16 protein-coding genes are annotated in these 17,847 nt (G+C 64.1%); 12 read left to right on the top strand and 4 right to left on the bottom strand.

Annotated features, from left to right (window positions below; genetic code table 11):
* The first annotated feature begins 118 nt into the window (after positions 1-118).
* From BN1133_RS02000 to BN1133_RS01985, 4 genes are read left to right on the top strand one after another with little or no spacing between them, the layout of a single operon-like run.
* Positions 119-871 carry an acyltransferase gene (locus BN1133_RS02000; protein WP_050664884.1) on the top strand — a complete coding sequence of 251 codons (753 nt, stop codon included), beginning with the start codon at positions 119-121 and terminating at the stop codon, positions 869-871.
* Entirely contained in the window at positions 868-2,028 is a 1,161-nt protein-coding gene (locus tag BN1133_RS01995; RefSeq protein ID WP_050664883.1) for a glycosyltransferase, read from the top strand. The genes BN1133_RS02000 and BN1133_RS01995 overlap by 4 nt, the downstream gene beginning before the upstream one ends.
* Positions 2,004-4,334: a hypothetical protein gene (locus BN1133_RS01990; protein WP_050664882.1), complete on the top strand. Its 2,331-nt coding sequence runs from the start codon at positions 2,004-2,006 to the stop codon at positions 4,332-4,334. Before BN1133_RS01995 ends, BN1133_RS01990 begins: the two co-directional genes overlap by 25 nt.
* A 49-nt stretch (positions 4,335-4,383) precedes the next feature.
* Positions 4,384-4,779 carry a hypothetical protein gene (locus BN1133_RS01985; RefSeq protein ID WP_050664881.1) on the top strand — a complete coding sequence of 132 codons (396 nt, stop codon included), beginning with the start codon at positions 4,384-4,386 and terminating at the stop codon, positions 4,777-4,779.
* Here BN1133_RS01985 and BN1133_RS01980 read toward each other — a convergent pair.
* The gene (locus BN1133_RS01980) at positions 4,748-5,215 is read right to left on the bottom strand and encodes a hypothetical protein (RefSeq protein WP_050664880.1); all 468 of its coding nucleotides are present in this window, start codon (positions 5,213-5,215) and stop codon (positions 4,748-4,750) included. The genes BN1133_RS01985 and BN1133_RS01980 overlap by 32 nt on opposite strands.
* Positions 5,212-5,985 carry an archaeosortase/exosortase family protein gene (locus BN1133_RS01975; protein ID WP_050664879.1) on the bottom strand — a complete coding sequence of 258 codons (774 nt, stop codon included), beginning with the start codon at positions 5,983-5,985 and terminating at the stop codon, positions 5,212-5,214. The genes BN1133_RS01980 and BN1133_RS01975 overlap by 4 nt, the downstream gene beginning before the upstream one ends.
* A 103-nt stretch (positions 5,986-6,088) precedes the next feature.
* Here BN1133_RS01975 and BN1133_RS01970 point away from each other — a divergent pair, with 103 nt between their 5' ends.
* Positions 6,089-6,913 carry a DUF1194 domain-containing protein gene (locus tag BN1133_RS01970; RefSeq protein WP_050664878.1) on the top strand — a complete coding sequence of 275 codons (825 nt, stop codon included), beginning with the start codon at positions 6,089-6,091 and terminating at the stop codon, positions 6,911-6,913.
* 53 nt (positions 6,914-6,966) lie between these two features.
* On the opposite strand, the gene BN1133_RS01965 is transcribed toward BN1133_RS01970, so the two are convergent.
* The gene (locus tag BN1133_RS01965) at positions 6,967-8,328 is read right to left on the bottom strand and encodes a GumC family protein (RefSeq protein WP_050664877.1); all 1,362 of its coding nucleotides are present in this window, start codon (positions 8,326-8,328) and stop codon (positions 6,967-6,969) included.
* 113 nt (positions 8,329-8,441) lie between these two features.
* Here BN1133_RS01965 and BN1133_RS01960 point away from each other — a divergent pair, with 113 nt between their 5' ends.
* The 3 genes from BN1133_RS01960 to BN1133_RS01950 are packed head-to-tail and all read left to right on the top strand — an operon-like array spanning position 8,442 to position 11,346.
* Positions 8,442-9,533, top strand: coding sequence for a glycosyltransferase (locus tag BN1133_RS01960; RefSeq protein WP_197273641.1), 1,092 nt, complete (start codon positions 8,442-8,444; stop codon positions 9,531-9,533).
* On the top strand, positions 9,530-10,714 hold the full coding sequence (locus BN1133_RS01955) for a glycosyltransferase (RefSeq protein ID WP_050664876.1): 1,185 nt from the start codon (positions 9,530-9,532) through the stop codon (positions 10,712-10,714). Before BN1133_RS01960 ends, BN1133_RS01955 begins: the two co-directional genes overlap by 4 nt.
* Positions 10,711-11,346, top strand: coding sequence for a sugar transferase (locus BN1133_RS01950; protein ID WP_050664875.1), 636 nt, complete (start codon positions 10,711-10,713; stop codon positions 11,344-11,346). Before BN1133_RS01955 ends, BN1133_RS01950 begins: the two co-directional genes overlap by 4 nt.
* Before the next feature lie 231 nt (positions 11,347-11,577).
* On the opposite strand, the gene BN1133_RS01945 is transcribed toward BN1133_RS01950, so the two are convergent.
* Positions 11,578-13,530, bottom strand: coding sequence for a response regulator (locus BN1133_RS01945; protein ID WP_050664874.1), 1,953 nt, complete (start codon positions 13,528-13,530; stop codon positions 11,578-11,580).
* On the opposite strand from BN1133_RS01945, the gene BN1133_RS01940 reads away from it, so the two are divergent.
* The 4 genes from BN1133_RS01940 to BN1133_RS01925 are packed head-to-tail and all read left to right on the top strand — an operon-like array spanning position 13,480 to position 17,840.
* On the top strand, positions 13,480-14,769 hold the full coding sequence (locus tag BN1133_RS01940; RefSeq protein WP_231686225.1) for a polysaccharide biosynthesis/export family protein: 1,290 nt from the start codon (positions 13,480-13,482) through the stop codon (positions 14,767-14,769). The genes BN1133_RS01945 and BN1133_RS01940 overlap by 51 nt on opposite strands.
* The gene (locus tag BN1133_RS01935; RefSeq protein WP_050664873.1) at positions 14,769-15,440 is read left to right on the top strand and encodes a CpsD/CapB family tyrosine-protein kinase; all 672 of its coding nucleotides are present in this window, start codon (positions 14,769-14,771) and stop codon (positions 15,438-15,440) included. The genes BN1133_RS01940 and BN1133_RS01935 overlap by 1 nt, the downstream gene beginning before the upstream one ends.
* Before the next feature lies 1 nt (position 15,441).
* The gene (locus BN1133_RS01930) at positions 15,442-16,941 is read left to right on the top strand and encodes a SpoIIE family protein phosphatase (protein ID WP_050664872.1); all 1,500 of its coding nucleotides are present in this window, start codon (positions 15,442-15,444) and stop codon (positions 16,939-16,941) included.
* A 2-nt stretch (positions 16,942-16,943) separates the two neighbouring features.
* Positions 16,944-17,840 carry an esterase/lipase family protein gene (locus BN1133_RS01925; protein WP_136614635.1) on the top strand — a complete coding sequence of 299 codons (897 nt, stop codon included), beginning with the start codon at positions 16,944-16,946 and terminating at the stop codon, positions 17,838-17,840.
* Positions 17,841-17,847 lie beyond the last annotated feature (7 nt).

Genomic DNA, 17,847 nt, shown 5'->3' with positions numbered 1-17,847 from the left:
CGCAAATTGCACCCGGGCGAGGGAACCCATGGGTCGTTACGCCACTTACCGGGGTTGGCCCGAACTCTGCTAACGCCAGCTAAGGCGTGTTTGCATCCGATCATTCGAAGGAGCCTCTATGCAATATCTTGCACGGTTAAAGCAGTGGGCCAAGCGGGGGGAGACGCCACCGGCACGCGCCCTGTGGCGGCTGGCCAAGGGGAGCCGGACGGTCCAGATGCCGGTGATCCCGTACCTGCACGCCGGGCTGCGACGGCTGCATCTGCTCATCAACGGGCTCGGTACTCATCTGCTGCGTACCCTCTACTGGACACCTTTGTTTCAATCGAGGCTTGAGACGAGTGCGCCACGCCTCTATCTCTATGGCGGCATGCCGCTGGTGACCGGGCCCCTCACCATCCGGGTCGGGAGCGACTGTCGCCTCAGCGCGGCCACCACCTTCAGTGGCCGTACCTGCGGGCTCCATTCCCCCACTCTGGAGATAGGCAATAACGTGGGGATCGGCTGGCAGACCACCATCGCCGTCGGGCGTCGGGTGGTGCTGGGGGATCATGTGCGCATCGCCGGGCGGGCCTTCCTCGCCGGCTATCCCGGTCATCCTCTCGATGCCGAAGCCAGGGCAAGAGGTGAGCCCGACCAGGAGAGCCAGGTGGGAGACATTATCCTCGAGGATCACGTCTGGCTTGCTACCGGCGTCATGGTGATGGCCGGTGTGCGCATAGGTCGCGGCACCGTCGTGGCTGCCGGTAGCGTGGTGACCCGGGATCTCCCTGCGGATGTCGTGGCGGCCGGCAATCCGGCCCGGGTGATCCGCTCTCTTTGTGAGCGCACGCCGCCAGAGGCCGCCGATACCAGGGAGAGTCTGGCATGAGTCGTCAACTGGTGGTCCTCGGCGAGGATTGGGGGGCTCATCCCTCCAGCACCCAGCATCTGATCCGTCGCCTCTTGCCCGATTATCGGGTGCTCTGGGTCAACTCCATCGGCCTGCGAGCCCCCGGCTGGCGCGATCTTGGACGGATCGGACGCAAGCTTTGTGCCGCCACCACGGACGCCTCTTCGGTGACGCCCCCCCCAGGAATGGAGGTGCTCTCTCCCCTGGCGCTCCCCTGGCACGGGCAGGAGTGGGTGCGGCGAGTCAATGGCCCCTGGCTTGCCCGCCAGATCCGAAAGCGAGCCCCCTGGCTGGAGCGGCCCCTGCTCTGGCTCTCCCTGCCCAGCGCAATAGCCTTGGCCGGACATCTCGGGGAGCAGGCCATCATCTACTACTGTGGCGATGATTTTGGCGCCCTGGAGGGGGTGGATCACGCCATGGCCAGGGAGTGCGAGCAGGCGCTGGTGGCTCGCGCCAGCCTCATCATCGCCGCCAGCCCGGCCCTGGCCGAGTGCTTCCCGGCCCACAAGACCCGGTTGCTTCCCCACGGGGTGGACCTGGATCGCTTCTCGGCCGGGGGGCAGAGGCCCGCCGACTTGCCCCGCGGGCGCCCCATCGCCGGCTTCTATGGCAGTCTCTCGAGCTGGATCGATCTGCCACTGCTGGCCGAAACGGCCCGGGCCCTGCCCCACTGGGATCTGGTGCTGATAGGTCCCCATCACTGCGATCTCGGTGCACTGAGGGGGATTGCAAATATTCACCTGCTCGGGCCGCGCCCCCATGATCAGCTGCCGGCCTATCTGCATCACTGGCAGGTGAGTCTGCTGCCGTTTCGCGACACCCCCCAGATCCGCGCCTGTAACCCCTTGAAGCTGCGGGAATATCTGGCAGCAGGCAAGCCGGTGGTGAGCACCGATTTCCCCGCGCTCGACGGTTATCGTGAGCAAGTGGTAGTTGCCGAGCGCACGCCACAAGGACTGGCCAAGGCGATCACCCGGGCCGCTCTGGATGCGCCTCAGGGCCCCTGGCTCGAGGCGGACACCTGGTCGGTGCTGACCGATCATGGCGGTCGCTCCCTGCGTCGCCAGCAGGTGAGCGACGAGGGGTGGACTCAGCGAGGGGAGACGCTCAAGTGCTGGCTGCACTCCTTGGCCTGAGCCTGCTGCTCCCCTTAAGCGGGACGGCCACCCCCCAGCGCCTGGATCCGCAGACCCTGGATGCCCCTTTCGACGGGCAGCATGAACTGGTCATCGAGGGAGAGAGCCGAGCCAAGGATCTGGTCACACTGATCCTGCAGGTCGATGATGCCCACTCGGTCAACTATCGCACCCGGGTCAATCTGGAGCGGCGGTTGCCTGCGGGCCCCTTCTTGCTGCGCTTCCCCTTAAGCGAGTGGCGCACCCAGGAGCCGAGGGGGCTGGCGCTCGACCAGCTCAAGCGAATCACCCTCTTTATGGCCGACGGTGACCCCCCCCTGACGCTGCATCGGTGGCGCCTCGAGCCGGGCCTGCGCCTCGCCACCACCACACAGGCCCTGGATCTGGGGGCGGCAGACAGCCCCCTGATGGCGGGGTTTGCCCCGCTGGTGCCCGGCGACCCTCGCATCGAGGGGCGGCTCGCCCCGGTGCAGCGCCCCGCCGGGGATGCCCTGATCCGCGACGGTTTGCGCGGGGTGGAGCGGATCACCCTGATGGCCGCTTCGGGGACTTATCGCCTCACCCTCTGGCTGGAAGAGCCCGGGGAGTGGGAGCTCTTTCCCCATCCTCTTGAGCGGGCCATCGAAGTCAATGGGGAGCGCCTCTGGGAGCAGCGCCTCGATGCCGAGCGTTGGCTGCAAGAGCGCTATCTGGCAGGGCGACAGGAGCACTGGCCGCCGGACCCCTGGCGTCAGTTGGGGGCACGCCAGGGAGGCGCGGTGAGCCTCACCCTGGTGCATCCGGGTGGCCCCCTGGTGATCCGCCCGATTGGCCACAGCCCCGAGGCCCGCTTTCTCGCCGGCCTGTTGCTGCGTCCCCTCAGTGGCCCGGCCGACGAAGAGAAGGTAGAGGATAAACGGCGCCAGCTTTTCCTCGAGCGCTGGCAACTGCAGAGGCCCACGCCCAAAAGTGACCGCCCCCTTGCCCTGTCGCCGCAGGGGGAGGCCGGTGAGCCCGAGATTGTCGCGGCAGCCGGCTCACGCCTGTTACTGAGTTACGCCATGACATCCGGTGTCGGCGATGAGGCTCCGACCCTGCTGGTGACCCCCCCCGGCTATCGGGGGCATACCCTCACGCTGACCCCCTACCTCGGCATCTGGCGTTGGCAACGGGAGGCGGCGGCCTCCAGTCTGCTGCGTCTCGAGGAGAGCCAACTGCAGGAGGGGGTGGATGGCGTCACCCTGCCCGAAGGCCTGCCCAGGCAGCTGCACCTGGCTGTCAGAGTGCCAGAGGGAACGCCAGCGGGCCTCTATGAGGGGGCGGTGCAACTGCTCAGCCACGGAGAGTTGGTGGTGCAACCCCTGCGAGTGAGGGTATTGCCACTGGCCCTGCCGCCACCGGCGCATCCGGCGGGGATCTATCTTGAGCTATCACCGACGCTGGCTTGGTTTGGTGGTGATCAGGGAGCGGCGCTGGAGTGTGATCTGGCGCGGCTCGAGGCCCTCGGGGTGGCGCCGCTCTCCCCGCCTCTGCCGCAGGATGTGATGGGGCTGACCCGGGTCGGCCAGGCCTTGGCCGGCCATGGCATGAGTTGGCCCCTGCTCGCCTACACCCCCCTCAAACGCTGGTGGCTGGAGGGACACAGTGTGGCGACCGAGGCGGTGGCAAAGAGCGAGCGGCGCTGGCGTGCGCTGGGATTACCGCCCCTCTACTGGAGCCTGGCCGATGAGCCGCGTCTTGAGACCCTGCCGGCCCTGCAGGCCGAGGCCAATACGCTCCGTCGGGCCATCCCCGGGGTGCGTCTGGCGGCACATTTGAACCACCCGAGCCAGGCTCCCCTGCTGGCCCAGATCGAGCTGGCGCTGATCAACGCCGGATTTGGCGCCGATCGCGAGCAGGTGGAGCGGCTCAAGGGAATGGGCAAGTCCGTGTGGCTCTACAATCTGGGGACGCCCCGCGCGGCAGCCGGTTTCTACCTCTGGCGCAGCGGGGCCGACGGCCTGATCCAGTGGCACGGGCGCATGCCCACCGCCCGCCCCTTCGACCCCACCGATGGACGGGAGCAGGACTTCTTGCTGTTGGGTGCCGAGTCATGCCAGCGTCGTGAGATAGGTCTCGATCTGTTGAGGCTGCAACAGGGCATCGAAGATGGCCGCTGGCTGCGTTGGCTGGCCGAGAAGGCCCGGGACAATCCCGAGGCGGCAGCCCTGCTTACCCGGCTCTGGCAGCAAACACCGAGCCGCTGGGCCGAGGCCGAGGCGCTGCCCGAGCAGCACTGGGCGCGCGCTCGCAATGCTATTACCAGGCTGGCGGCAAGGTTGCATTGAGCGCCGGTTCGGTGATTGAATCGGGGAAGATACCGCGCCGGAGAATTCTATGACACGCCCTCTGTTCGTGCTGGCTGCCTGCCTGTTGGCCGGTTGCAGCGCCAAGCCCCAGTCCGACCCGGCCGCCACGCTGCAGATGATCCAGCAGCTGCGCGGTCAGCAGCAGAGCGCCACACCGCTGACCCTGGAATATCGCCAGAGCGATCTGGCCCTCAATCCGGAGCAGGAGCAGACCCTGCACCGCTACATCGCCGAGCGGGATCCGGTCAGTTTGACCCTGAGTGCCGGGCCGGCCGATCAGGGGGATCCCCTGGCCGATGCTAGGCTCGCCAGCAACCGACTGAGCCAGCTGGCCAGGCTGCTGGCGCCACGCGCCGTGACGCTGGAGCTGCGCTACGATCCGTCACTGCCGGTCAATGCCCTGCAGGTGGTATCGCGTCACTGAGCAGTCTCAGGCAGTGGTGAGCCAGGCTGACGCGATAGAGCGGCTCGCGGGCCAGCCCCCACCATCCGCGCCACCCCTGAATGAGTCGATAGGTGAGAAGAGGGAGTGCTTCGACGTTGCGACCCGCGAAGCGCACCCCCTGCCACTCCCCGGGTTGCCCCAGCGAGAGCCCCATCGCCTCCCGATCCGGCTCGATGGGCAGCACGCTCAGCGGCTGGTCACAGCGGGGGTGACGGAAGATCCAGCGGGCGTAGCTGCCACCCAGCAGCGGCTCGGCCCGATAAGGGATCCAGCCGAGGGTCGCCAGCTCGGCCATGACAAGGCGGTGAGCCGGCTCCGGGGCCGGGCGCTGCTGACGCCACCAGAGGCTTGCCCCCTGCCCCACCAGAAGCACTCCCAGCAGCAGATAGCCCGCAAGTTGGCGCAGGGGGATCATGGGGGAGTGCCTTGCCTGGGGGGGAGAAACAGCAGCAGCAGGACTCCCATCATCACCAGCCATTGGTAGAGCTGGGCCACACTTCCGGTGTGGAGCAGACGATACCACTGCAGATCCAGGCTCATCAGCAGCAGACGAAGCTGGTTGGCGCCGATGGCGATGAGCAGGCAAAGCAGCAACCGAACCAGCTCGGCTCCTCGCGTTCGATGGCCATACCAGAGGGCCGCGACCAGCCAGGCGATGACGACGAGATAGAGCTGGGCGAACGAGGAGCACCCCTTGAGCACCACCAGGCTATGGCCACCGACGCGGGCCACCCGGTTGCCCTCTATATCGGGAGACGCCCCCAGCAGCTCCAGCCACAGCCCCACCCCTCTGGCATCCAGATTGAGCAGCCAGCCAGAAAGCAGCCCGAACAGTTGATGCCCCCACAGTACCGCCAGAGTAAAGGCCAGGACAATGGAGAGCATGGCTCGCTCCCGCTTGTCAGCCTTGGGGGTCAGGCTTGCCAGTAGCAACAGGGTGGCGATGGCGCGCAGGGATGCACTCGGGACAAGCAGCAAGGGGGTGACAAGCGTGATCACCATCGGCGAAACGCAAAGACCGGGTGCACTTTGCAACGCAATCGCGAACCACATGAGCAGCAAGAGCACAATCAACAGGCTGACGTTGTGGTAGTTCACCCAGGCGCTGAGCCACTGGGCGATGAGGCAAAGGAGCAGCCACCAGGGGGCCCAGCGCCAGCTGTGAACCGTGCGACTCGCCGCCATAGGGCCTCCTTTGTGGTCATTGAAGAGGCGGTAGCAAGAAACGCGCCGTTGGCACGATTTATCCATTGTCACCCACGCCAATCATGGCCAGGGAGGAGGTGATATGCGCTATAAACGGATCGGTCTGTTGTGCGGGGTCTTGTTGTCGCCCTTGCATGCACAGGCCTTGACCTATGTGGATACAGAGCTACAGCTCTTGATGGATGTCTCGGGCAGCGTCTCGGCCAGCGAGTTTAACTTGCAGTTGCAGGGGTATGTGGATGCCTTTTACAGCAGCGATGTACAAAACGCCATCCTGGACACCAGCGACGGAAAGAGCGGCTCGATCGCCGTTCAGTTGATCATGTGGAGCGGTGCAACCCAGCAGTCGGTGATGACCGACTGGTTCCACCTCTATGACATGACCTCGATCAACGAGTTTGCCGCCACCTTGGATGCCCTGGTACGCCCCTATTCGGGGATGACGGCACCAGGCTCGGCGATAGCCTTTGGTGGCCTCCAGTTCGACACCAATGACTTCACCTCGGCTCGCCAGGTGATGGACGTGTCGGGGGATGGCATGGCCAATGCGGGGCTGGATACCGCCACGGTACGGGATCAGCTGCTGGCCTCGGGGATCGACACCATCAACGGTATCGCCATCGGGCAGGACTATGCCCCGGGCGAGCTGCAGCAGTGGTACCTGGACAATATCGCCGGGGGGCAGGATGCGTTCGTGATGAATGCCACCACCTTCGCCGACTTTGGTACGGCACTGGAGCGCAAGCTCTCGGCCGAGATCCAGGGGGGGGTGATTCCGGAAGGGGCGTTGGCGGCCCCTGTCGAGGATCTTCCCCTGCCGGCTCAGCTGTTGTTGGGGCTGCCACTGCTGATGGCCTGGCGCTGGCGGGTGCGTGTCACACCGACGGCAGCCATGGCGATTGGCTGAAGGGGGTACTCAGGAGGGGGCGAACGTCCCCTCACCTTTTCCCCCTGTCCGGGCTACTCCTGTAGCCAGCGCTCAGGCGTAATGGCGGGAATTCGGCCGAGCACGGGGACGCCGGTCAGACGTGCCAGTTGGTCGGTGCGGCGCAAACTGGTGTCGAGAAGTTCGCAGGCGATGGCCAAGGAGAGACCGATGCCGATGCCGCCGACGATTCCCGCCAGCAGGAAGAGCCAGAGGGGTTTGTTGACCGGGGTTCCCCCCGCATAGGGTTTGTCGATCACCTTGACCCTGTCCCCCTGTTCAAACCCGCCCAGGGCTCCGGAGAGACGGCTCTTCTCAAGGCGAATGGAGAGATCCTGATAGAGCTCGCGGCGTACCGTGACCTCGCGCTCCATCCTGGCGACGGTTTGTGCCACCTCCCCCTCCTGGGCGATGGCGCTATCCATGGCGGCGATCTGCTGATCGAACCCGGCCAACTCCTGGGCCAGGGCATCGACCCGGGCCTTGGCCAGGCGCCAGCCATCGCTCTCTTGCAGGGTGGCCGGATCGGGGGCTCTCTGGCGCTCCTCTTTGAGGCGCCCGAGTCGGTAGTTCAAGGCCTGCACCTCACTGTGCTGGTCCGTATAACGGCTGCGAAGCAGCATCAGTTCACTCTCGAGTCTGGCGATGTTCTCATCGAGCAGCCGCATCGCATCGCTGCGGCTGTTCGCCGTCTGGGCCAGGGCCTCGCGAGCCACTTCCAGGGCGGTGCTCTTCTCACTGCGGCGGCTTTGCAGATCGTAACGGCGCGCCGCATTGAGGGATTGTTGCTCGGGCAAGGAGGCGGAGTGCTCGGCACGGTAGCGAGCCAGCGCCTGCTCTGCCTCTTGCAGGGATTGGCTGCGCTCGCTCAGCTGGCTTTGCAAGAAACGCTCTGAGGTCTCCGCCGACTGCTTGTCGCGGCTGATGATGTTGTAGAGAAAGCGGCGAGAGATGGCCTCGAGCAGCTCGGCGCTCTGCTTGGGTGAGTCTGACTTGATGGTAAGTTCGAGCACCTCGTTGCCGATGAGGGAGAGCGAGACCGAGGCCGAGAGCCCCTCGACGATGGCATCCCGGGCCTTGGGGGGAGTCTCGTCACTGATAAGACCGCTCTCTTTCGCCACCCCGTCCATCACGAAGCGGCTGCGAAGCAGGGCCTCTAGTACCTGAAAGCGATCCTTGAGACTCGAGTCACTGAGCATCAGATCGCGCAGGCTTGGCATCTGGGAGAGTTCCTGGGGCAGCAGAAAGGTGGTTCGACTCTCGTAGACCTTGGGTGAGAAGAGGCCAACGGCAAGCCCCACCCAGGGGAAGATGAGCACGGGAATGATGATCCGCCAGCGTTGGCGCCAGGCGGCGCAAAGCAGCAGATAGAGGCGCTGGCTCCAGCTCTGATCCATCGGTTCTCTTCCTCTTCCCGTTCTCCCGGTCAAGGCCAAGCAAGATTGAGGCCTAACAAGCTGGCATGAGTTTCGCTGTACCCGATGACACAGGGATCAGAGGAGGCGGCGAGATGGGTCATCAGAGAGGGGCTGTCGCCCAGATAGTGCAACACCTGGCCCCCGGGGGGCTCGAGACCATGGTGCTCAACCTGCAGCAGGCCAGCCCCTGGCCCACTCATGTTATTGCCCTTGAGGGAAGCGAGCGCAGTAGCTGCGATCACTGGGGTCGCCTGCGACATGGGGCCGGTCCCCTTCACTTTATCGACAAGGGACAGGGGGTGAGCCTCACCCTCTGCTGGCAACTGGCACGATTGCTGCGCCGGGCCCGTATTGCCGTGGTTCACACCCATCACCTTGGCCCTCTGCTCTACGGAGGCGTCGCCGCCAGGCTGGCGGGCTGCCGTCTGGTACACACCGAACACGATGCCTGGTATCTCGAGAGCCCGCAGGCCCGCTCCCTGGCCGGCAGTGCCTTGCGGCTGCTCAGACCCGCGCTGGTGGCCGATGCGAGTGAAGTGGCCGACGGCTTGCTCCGCTGGTTCCCCTGGGCTCGCCCAACCGTGATCCGCAATGGTATCGATACGACCCATTTCACTCCGGGAGATCGGCAAGAGGCGCGCCAGCGCCTGGCCCTGCCCCCGCACGGCCCATTGCTCGGCTGCGCCGCACGGCTGGAGCCCGTCAAGGATCACGCCCTGCTATTGCGCGCCCTGACCCGGCTGCCCGATGAGGTGCATCTTGCGCTGGCCGGGGATGGATCGTTGCAAAATGCATTGCGCGATCAAGCCTCGCAGCTGGGATTGTCCCATCGGGTCCATTTTCTCGGTCAGGTGGAGCAGATGCCCCACTTCTATCGGGCGCTCGATCTGATGGTGCTCCCCTCCAAGTCAGAAGGACTCCCGCTGACCCTTCTCGAGGCCCAATCCTGCAATACCCCGGTGATCGCCTTCGCGGTGGGAGGCTGTGGCGAGGCGGTGTGCCCCGAGACCGGCACGCTGCTCAAGGAGCGCAGTGACGCGGCGCTGGCCCACTCCCTGCTTGACGCCTTGCGACATCCGAAGGGGGGCTGTCCCCGCCACTTCGTAAAGCGTCACGGCAGCGAGCAGGCCATGGTAACTGCCTATGGCCACTCCTATTTTCCAGACGAGGAGAAGAGACGATGAACACACTGCTGACGTGGAGCCTGTGGATAGCCGCCTTGCTGGTTGTCTATCACCATCTGGGTTATCCCCTGCTGCTGCGCTGGGAGGGACGCGCGCCGCTGCCCCTGCCCGAGCCGCGTGCCCGGGGCTATCGCAACCGTGGAGGGGATGAGGCCTTGCCGACGGTGACGCTGGTCATGCCGGTCTATAACGAGGCTCCTTTGATGGAAGCCAAGCTCTACAACCTCATCTGCCTCGACTATCCCCCCGGCCGGCTCAAGGTGATGCTCCATTTCGATGGCTGTAGCGATGAGAGTGTCGCCATCACCCGAACCCTGTTGGCGCGCCCCGAGTTTGCCGAATTAGCGGTCACCCTGTGGGTGCATGAACACAATCGGGGCAAGGTCGCCGTGCTTAACGAGGCGTTGACCCGGTGTGACAGCGAGCTCATCTGCCTGACCGACCTCTCGGCCCTGTTGCCGGCCGATGCGCTGCTGCTGATGGTGGCGCATTTCCGGGATCGCCATGTCGGCGTGGTGGGTGGGGGTTACCGCTTCTGGCAGGTAGGCTCGGTCGGCGAGGAGCAGTTCTGGCGCTATCAGAGCAACATCAAGCATGCCGAAGCAAGCCGCGGGGAGATGCTGGGGGCCCATGGGGCCTGCTATATGCTGCGTCGCGCGGCCGTTACGCTCCTCCCTGCCGATACCATCAACGACGATTTTATGCTCCCCTGCCTGGCGCTCCTCAAGGGGTATCACGCCCGTTATGAGCGACGGGTGCCGGCCCTGGAGCTGGAGATCTCAAACCCCGAGCTTGAGGCCAGCCGCCGTCAGCGGATCGGGGCCGGCAACGTGCAGCAATTGCTGCGCTTGCTCCCCCTGCTTCACCCCCGCCATGGCTGGACCGCACTCAACTTCGCCAGCGGCAAGGGGCTCAGGGTGTTGATGCCCTGGTGTCTGCTCTTGATCTGGGGGGCGAGTCTGGTGCTGGCGCAGGCTCACCCTCTCTATCTGGTGCTGGCACTGCTACAGACCTTCGGTTACGGCACTGTGGCCCTGCTGCATTGGACACGGGTGCCCCTGCCGGGGAAATGGGCAAGCCTGCACTATCTGGTATTGGGTCACTGGTACAACGGGCTCGGTGCAGTTCGCTATCTGCTGCATCGCCCCCTTAAGTGGAAGAAGACGGAGTCACCATCATGAAGACAAGCCTCTCTTTGTTGACCCGCCGCATCAAGCGGGGAATGGACGTGGCCGGTGCGGCCACCGCCCTGGCGATCTCGGCTCCGCTTTGGCCCCTGATCGCCCTGGCCGTACGGCTCGACTCCCCGGGGCCGGTCATCTTTCGCCAGATGCGTATTGGTGCCGCCCTTCCCGATCGCAGTACCCTCTTCTATATGCTGAAATTTCGCACCATGCGAAGCGATGCCGAGCAGCAGAGTGGCCCTGTGTGGTGCCAAAAGGAAGACCCCCGTATTACCCGTGTGGGCCGTTTCCTGCGCCGCAGCCGCCTCGATGAGCTGCCGCAGCTGATCAATGTCTTGCGCGGGGAGATGTCGCTGATAGGACCCCGCCCCGAGCGCCCCGGCATCGCCAATCGCCTGGAGGGGGCCATCCCCTTCTTTATCGAGCGCACCTTCGATGTATTACCCGGGATCACCGGCCTGGCCCAGGTCAATCAGGGGTATGACGAGGATCTCGCCAGCGTGCGCAGCAAGCTCGCCTTCGATCTCGCCTATATCGTCCAGCTGCACCACCCCTGGCGCTGGCTGGTACAGGATCTGACCATCGTCTGGCTCACCCTGATGGTGATGGTTGGGCTTAAGGGGCGCTAATGTCGGGGGCGGCATGCTTCGCCCCTTCGGCTCTCATTGCTTTAGCACTCCCCGAAACGCCCTCTCCTGCAGGGGCATCGTGTGAGTGCGGCCTCCTGCTTCCCTCATCGGGCCACATTGATAACTATGCCGCTGAAGTGTCGACCCCTTTATGGCAGGTCGTCAGCGCACGGCACGCCGACTGGGTGGTGACAGGAGCATCACGGGAAGGTGTTATCGGGTGAGCGCAGACTATGGGTGGATCTTTTCGAGGGCCCGCTCGAGCGCCTGGCGAGTCACCGGCTTGGGGAGGATCCCTATCATGCCGGCCGATAGGCAGGCTTTGGGGAGATCGGGGCTGCAATCTGCGGTCAGGGCCAGGATCTGGCCGGGCCTCTGCGATTCGGGCAGGGTATTGAGGCGACGGCTGGTCTCGAGTCCATCGAGCTCGGCCATGTGGATATCCATCAGCACCAGATCGAAGTGGCGTTCACGACAGAGCCGATACGCCTCCTCGCCAGAGTGGGCTTCACAGACGCCCCAGCCGAGTTTATGCAACATGGCACTGGCCACGCTCAGATTGACCTGATTGTCGTCGACCACCATCACCTGGCCATGAACGGCGACCAAGGGCCGATGGGACAGCAGCCTGGAGAGGGTACGCAGCAAGGCATCCCGGCGCAGGGGTTTGGTCAGATAGGCATTCATGCCCAGCGAGAGATAACGCTGCTCGGCATCGGGCATGGCATCGGCAGTCAATGCCACAATGGGCAGGTTGGCCCAGGCCTCTCCCGAGGCTCTGATGCGGCGGCTGGCCTCGATGCCATCAATACCGGGCATCTGTATATCCATCAAGACGATGTCGAATGGAGCGCCAGCCAGCGATTCGAGGGCCGCCTCTCCGCTTTGGGCCCGGGTGACCTCATATCCCCCCTGCTCCAGCATGACGCCGAAGACCGTCAGATTGGTCAGATTGTCGTCCACCAGCAGTACCCGGCCTTGTGATCGTGCCCCGCGGCGCTGAGTCGGCCGAGGTTGTGCCGTTATGGGTTGTGGCATGGCTTCCAGCACCGAGACGATGAGGGTGAAGCGGCTCCCCTGCCCCGGGGTGCTCTCGACCCGGATCTCCCCCCCCATGAGACGCGCCAGGGAGCGGGAGATCTCAAGGCCAAGCCCGGACCCCCCATAGTGGCGGGTGATGGAGGGATCGGCCTGCACGAAGCGCTGGAACAGGGCCGACATCTGCTGTTGAGTGATCCCTATCCCTGTATCGGCCACCGTGATGCGATATTGCCAGCACTCCCCCAATTGATGGTCTGCCCCGACCAACACCCGAACCTCCCCCTCATCGGTGAACTTGATGGCATTGGAGATAAGGTTCAGCAGGATTTGCCGAACCCTGAGCTCATCAATCTGGATCCAGTGAGGCACGTCGGGAGCGATCTGCCACGAAAATGAGAGCCCCTTGCTCTCATAGTTTGGCCTGACCAACTCTGCGAGCTCCTGGATCATCTGTTCAAGACTTGAGGGTGCCGGGTGCAGGGCGATTTTCCCTGCCTCGAGCTTGGAGAGATCGAGGATGTCATTGAGCAGGGCCAGAAGGTATTCAGCAGACTCCCTGGCGGTGTGCATATACCCCACGTGGCGGGGCTCGGTCAGCTCATCCTCGAGCAGGGAGATCATGCCGATCACCCCGTTCATGGGAGTGCGGATCTCATGGCTCATATTGGCGATAAAGGTGCTCTTGGCCCGTTTCCCTGCTTCGGCTTCCCGGTTGGCGCGCACCAGCTTCTCGTTGAGTTTGCGCAAGGCATAGTGGTGTCTGTGTACCTGGCGAAACTGGCGCCATGCCATCAGGGCGAAGAAGGTCAACAGGCCAAACTGGAACAGGGCGATGCTGACCGTGATGACGATCTGCTCCTTGACCGTCTCCTTGCGCTGTTGATCAAACAGAGAAGACTGGTTGTTCATCTCCAACGTCAGGGCGTGCAGCAGAGGGAGCAGCCTGGCAATCTGCTCTCCCAGCCAGCGGCGGGTCTGAGGGGAGACGGTCTCCTCCTCCATATTGGGGTCGGCCTCCTCAACGAAGCGGCGCAGGGCCGGGATCGCCGCCTGGTAGGCCTCTGTGTGTTGCATGATATGACGATCGCGGGATTGATAGATGAGGTCGATGCGGCTGACGAAGATACCGTAGCGCAGCAGCACCTCCTCATCGCCCTTACGCTCTATATCATGGGAGAGGTGTTCAAACCGGGGGCCTATGAGGGGAAAGAGGGCGATACCTTTCTCGATATCCTGGCCAATGCAGGAGGGCCGACCCGTTATGCCGAGAGTCGCCAGATCCGGCTGCTGCGCAGCAACGGCCGGGTCGAGGCCTTTGACCTGCAAGGCTACACGGAGGGGCTCTCTGCGTCCCTGCCCAAGGTGCAGCCCGGCGACGCCATCTTCATTCCCGAGAAGACCGACATCAACGAGAAGTCCTGGCTCAAGGTCGCGCCCGGACGCGCCGTCATGGTGCTCGGGGCCGTGCGCCTGCCGGGTCGCTACGAATGGTCAGACGAGATGAGCCTGCTCGATCTGTTGGCTCATGCGGGAGGCCCCAACGAACGGGCCGATATTGCCAAGGTGCAGATCCTGGAAAAACAGGGAAGCCGCGCCAACCCGACCCTGTTTGATCTGGACCACTTCCTCCATCAGGGCGGCGATCTGGGTGCCCTGCCAAAGGTTCGGGCCGGCTACACCATCATGATCCCCGAACTGCCCACCGACCCCAGCGACAACAAGTCCCAGTGGGTACGGCAATCGCCCCAGAGCTCTATCTATGTGTTTGGTCAGGTCGGGGCCCCCGGCCGCTACGCCTTTAACGATCAGATGGGGTTTCTCGACATTCTGTCGGCAGCCGACGGGCCCACCGCCAATGCGGATCTGCGCAACGTGCGGATCGCCCATCGGGATGGAACCCGGGCCAGGGTGAGCCGCCTCGATCTCTCGCGCTATTTCGAAACCGGTGACGAGACGCTGCTCCCCCGGGTGGTGGTGGGAGACTCCATCTATATCCCCGAAAAGAATCGCCCCTGGATTGATGAGCCCAAGGAGGAGACGGTTCGCGTACTCGGTGCCATCGCCAGGCCGGGCCGCTACCGCTTCACCAGCGCCATGACATTGCTCGATCTGTTGGCCGAGGCGGGGGGGCCTACCAGTACTGCCTATATCAAGAACATCATAGTGGTGAATCAGGCCAGCAGTGCCGAGGGGGATCAGGCTCGCAGTTTCGATCTCGACGGGTTTGTGCGGGAGCCGGACTTTTCCCGGTTGCCGCTACTGCGTGCCGGGGACACGGTCTTTATCCCCGATGCCAAGAGCAGTGGGTGGGCCATCTTCATGGATGGCATGCGTGATATCGCCACCACCTTGTCGGTGGCCGTGTTGATAGGGAGTCTGTGATGGGCATACCGGTTCACTACCTGGAACTTGAACGCATCTACGCCGCGACCCTCAGCAGCGGGATACGTACCCTGGCGATCACCTCCGCCTGTGGCGGTGAAGGTACCACCAGTCTGTGCCGGGCACTGGCCCGCCGTGCCGCCGTGGATGGATTGCGTACCCTGCTGGTGGATTTCGATCTGCATCACCATGGCCTGAGCGAGGCGCCGCTACCCTGGAGCCCGGATGCCCCCCCCTCCCCCCTGCTGCAAGAGGAGCGCCTCTCCCTGATGCCGGCTCCGAGCCAGAATTTGCTTCCCTTCCGTCGCCGTGAAGCCGTCGAGGGGCTGCTGGGTGGCTGGCTCAAGGAGTATGACGTGGTGCTGGTCGATACCTCCCCGCTCAATGCCGTCAATCACGGCAACCTGCCGGCGGAGCAGATCTGTGCCTTCTGTGAGGCCTGCCTGATGGTCGTGCTGTGCGGTGTCACCCCGGCGCACCAGGTAGAAACGGCAGTGAGTCGCCTGCGCGCCAGAGAGGCCAGGTTGCTGGGATGTGTCTACAACGATCGCCACACGCCAACACTGCGAGAGCAGCTTCTCACCGCCCTGGCTCCCTGGCGACGCTGGCTTCCCCTGCGTCGTCTCGAGGGGTGGCTGCGTCGCACCCCCCTGCTCAATATGTCCCTCTAAGATGGAAAGGAACCTGCTTCAACTCTCCGAGTCGGCCACTCTGGAGGGCGTTCGCGCCCTGCGCCGAGGACTTATGCTGCGTCTCGAACAATTGGGGCTTGAGAGCCGCGAGCAGGATCGCTGGCTGCTGGGCCTCAGTGAGGCGGCCACCAACGTGGTACGCCACACCCGGCCGGCGGCGACCCGATTACACCTCACGTTGCGTCAGCAAGGGAATGCCCTCGTGCTGGAGTTGGCTGATGATGGGGGGGCGCCTGCACCCCTTGGTCCCGTACATCATCCCGGTGTGGCCGAAGGGGGATATGGCCTGCTGCTTCTGTCGTCGCTCTTCGACGAGCTCTCCAGCGAGGTTCATGACGGGCTCAATCGACTGGTCTTGAGACGGCAAGGTGTGCTGGATTCGGTGCGCCCGACCCTGCTGGTGATTGACGACGACAGGGCGACCCGGGTACTGCTCGAAAATTATCTGAAGGAGCACTATCAGGTGATAGCGGTCTCCTCCCCCGACGTGGCGCTTGGTCTCATCAACCCCTCGGATGGTGAGGGTTGCCGGGTCGACCTGGTGCTATCGGATATCGAGATGGAGGGCACTGACGGGATTACCTTCCGTCGCCGTTTGATGCGAGAGGCCTCGACCGGCGTCATCCCCTTCATCTTTCTCACCGGCCATGGGGATGAGGAGACCCAGAGCAGGGTCAGTGCACTCGGGATCGACGATCTGTTGACCAAGCCGGTGGATAAACGGATCCTGCTGCGCACCGTAGACAGGGTACTCAAGCGCGCCGGACAGTTGCAGCAGCAGTGGGGAGATACCCTGGATCGCCGCTATACCGCAGCCCTGAGGCCTGAGTTGGGGCCGCTTCCCATAGGGTGGCATGGGACCCTTCGAACCCGTAACGCCTCCCGGGGAGGCGGTGATCTGCTGCTCTGTAGTGGCTCCCTGCTCTGGCTTGGGGATGTGATGGGACACGATGAGGTGGCCAAGTTTTTTGCCCACGCCTATGCCGGTTATCTGCGTGGCCTGCTCCTCTCCCAAGAGGTTCAGGCCCCGGCGATGCTGCTGGAGCATCTCTCCCGCATCGTGCGCGACGATCCCACCCTGGGGGCGGCACTCATCACGGGGGTGATGGTGAGGCTCGAGCCTGGTGGAGCGTGCTGCTGGGCCAGTGCGGGCCATCCCCTCCCCTGGCGTATTACGGTGGCGGGGGCGGCTCCCGAAGGTGAAATCGGCCCTCTGCCGGGCCTGCTGCCACAGGGGGGGTATCGGGAGTGGCGGGTTCAGCTGCAACCCGGGGAGCGATTGCTGCTGATGACAGACGGCCTCATCGAGGCCCGCGATGGTGGCGGCGGCGTGGAGCGCGAACTCGACGCCGTGCTGGCCGAGTTGGCACCACTGCCGCTCGAGTCGGCGGCCGAGCGACTGCTCACCTGGTTTGATGCCCGCCATCCAAATGGGCCCGATGATGACATGACGCTTATCCTGCTGGAGGCAACACAGTGACGATGAACCGGCAGATGCAGCTGCTGCTGCTTGTCGAAGTGGTAATGTTTGGGGCCTTGGGGCACCTGCTCTTTGGTCTGGGTCTGGCAGGTAGCGTGCTCTTTGTGCTCCTGGTTCAACTGGTGTTGAGAGTCATGGTAGTGCTGGCTACCTGGGGCTTCTCCCGCTTCTTTGCCTCGCCGGCACCGCCGCTTGGGGTGAGGGGGTGGCTATGGATGATAGGGTTCGAGCTCTACGCCTATATCCTCACCTTCAACTGGCTCATTCCCTTTGAAACCGTCTTGATGAGGCACGACCGGATGGCCCCGTGTCGACGCCCACTGCTGCTGGTTCACGGCTATGGTTGCAACCGGGGGATCTGGCTGCCTCTGGTACGCAGGCTCGAGAGACGGGGGCACGTGGTGGCGACCCTCTCGCTGACCCCTCCCTTTGGCCATATCGACGACATGGTGCCCCAGCTGGCGCGACGCATCGACGCGGTTCTCATTGCAACGGGAGCCACTCGGGTGACGCTCATTGGGCATAGTATGGGGGGCCTGGTCTGCCGCGACTATCTGGCGCTGCATGGTGCCGGCAAGGTGGATCGCCTCGTGACCCTGGCGACGCCCCATCAGGGGAGTGAGCTCGCCAACTTGGGGATTGGAGACAACGCCCGAGAGATGGAGCCCGGATCGGGTTGGTTGCAACGCTTCGCCGCCATGCCTATTCCTGTTACGGGGGTGTCGGTTCGCACCACCCATGACAACTTCGTCATGCCCCAGGACCGTCAGCATATGGCGGGTCTGGAGGATGTGCCTCTGGTCGGGGTCGGCCATCTGAGCCTTCTCTATCTGCCCGTGCTGACGACCCTTATCGAGGCATCACTTGCCGACTCCGAGCCACAAAAAGAGAGGGCCTGATCTCAGG

The sequence above is a fragment of the Aeromonas schubertii genome (assembly GCF_000820105.1).
Lineage (GTDB): Bacteria > Pseudomonadota > Gammaproteobacteria > Enterobacterales > Aeromonadaceae > Aeromonas > Aeromonas schubertii.
This window is presented reverse-complemented; position numbering and strand designations above follow the sequence as displayed.

Excerpts from the sequence above, each read along its gene's own strand:
- BN1133_RS02000 (WP_050664884.1), top strand. The coding sequence starts at position 119 with ATGCAATATCTTGCACGGTTAAAGCAGTGGGCCAAGCGGGGGGAGACG.
- BN1133_RS01995 (WP_050664883.1), top strand. The coding sequence starts at position 868 with ATGAGTCGTCAACTGGTGGTCCTCGGCGAGGATTGGGGGGCTCATCCC.
- BN1133_RS01985 (WP_050664881.1), top strand. The coding sequence starts at position 4,384 with ATGACACGCCCTCTGTTCGTGCTGGCTGCCTGCCTGTTGGCCGGTTGC.
- BN1133_RS01980 (WP_050664880.1), bottom strand. The coding sequence starts at position 5,215 with ATGATCCCCCTGCGCCAACTTGCGGGCTATCTGCTGCTGGGAGTGCTT.
- BN1133_RS01975 (WP_050664879.1), bottom strand. The coding sequence starts at position 5,985 with ATGGCGGCGAGTCGCACGGTTCACAGCTGGCGCTGGGCCCCCTGGTGG.
- BN1133_RS01970 (WP_050664878.1), top strand. The coding sequence starts at position 6,089 with ATGCGCTATAAACGGATCGGTCTGTTGTGCGGGGTCTTGTTGTCGCCC.
- BN1133_RS01965 (WP_050664877.1), bottom strand. The coding sequence starts at position 8,328 with ATGGATCAGAGCTGGAGCCAGCGCCTCTATCTGCTGCTTTGCGCCGCC.
- BN1133_RS01960 (WP_197273641.1), top strand. The coding sequence starts at position 8,442 with ATGGGTCATCAGAGAGGGGCTGTCGCCCAGATAGTGCAACACCTGGCC.
- BN1133_RS01955 (WP_050664876.1), top strand. The coding sequence starts at position 9,530 with ATGAACACACTGCTGACGTGGAGCCTGTGGATAGCCGCCTTGCTGGTT.
- BN1133_RS01950 (WP_050664875.1), top strand. The coding sequence starts at position 10,711 with ATGAAGACAAGCCTCTCTTTGTTGACCCGCCGCATCAAGCGGGGAATG.
- BN1133_RS01935 (WP_050664873.1), top strand. The coding sequence starts at position 14,769 with ATGGGCATACCGGTTCACTACCTGGAACTTGAACGCATCTACGCCGCG.
- BN1133_RS01930 (WP_050664872.1), top strand. The coding sequence starts at position 15,442 with ATGGAAAGGAACCTGCTTCAACTCTCCGAGTCGGCCACTCTGGAGGGC.
- BN1133_RS01925 (WP_136614635.1), top strand. The coding sequence starts at position 16,944 with ATGAACCGGCAGATGCAGCTGCTGCTGCTTGTCGAAGTGGTAATGTTT.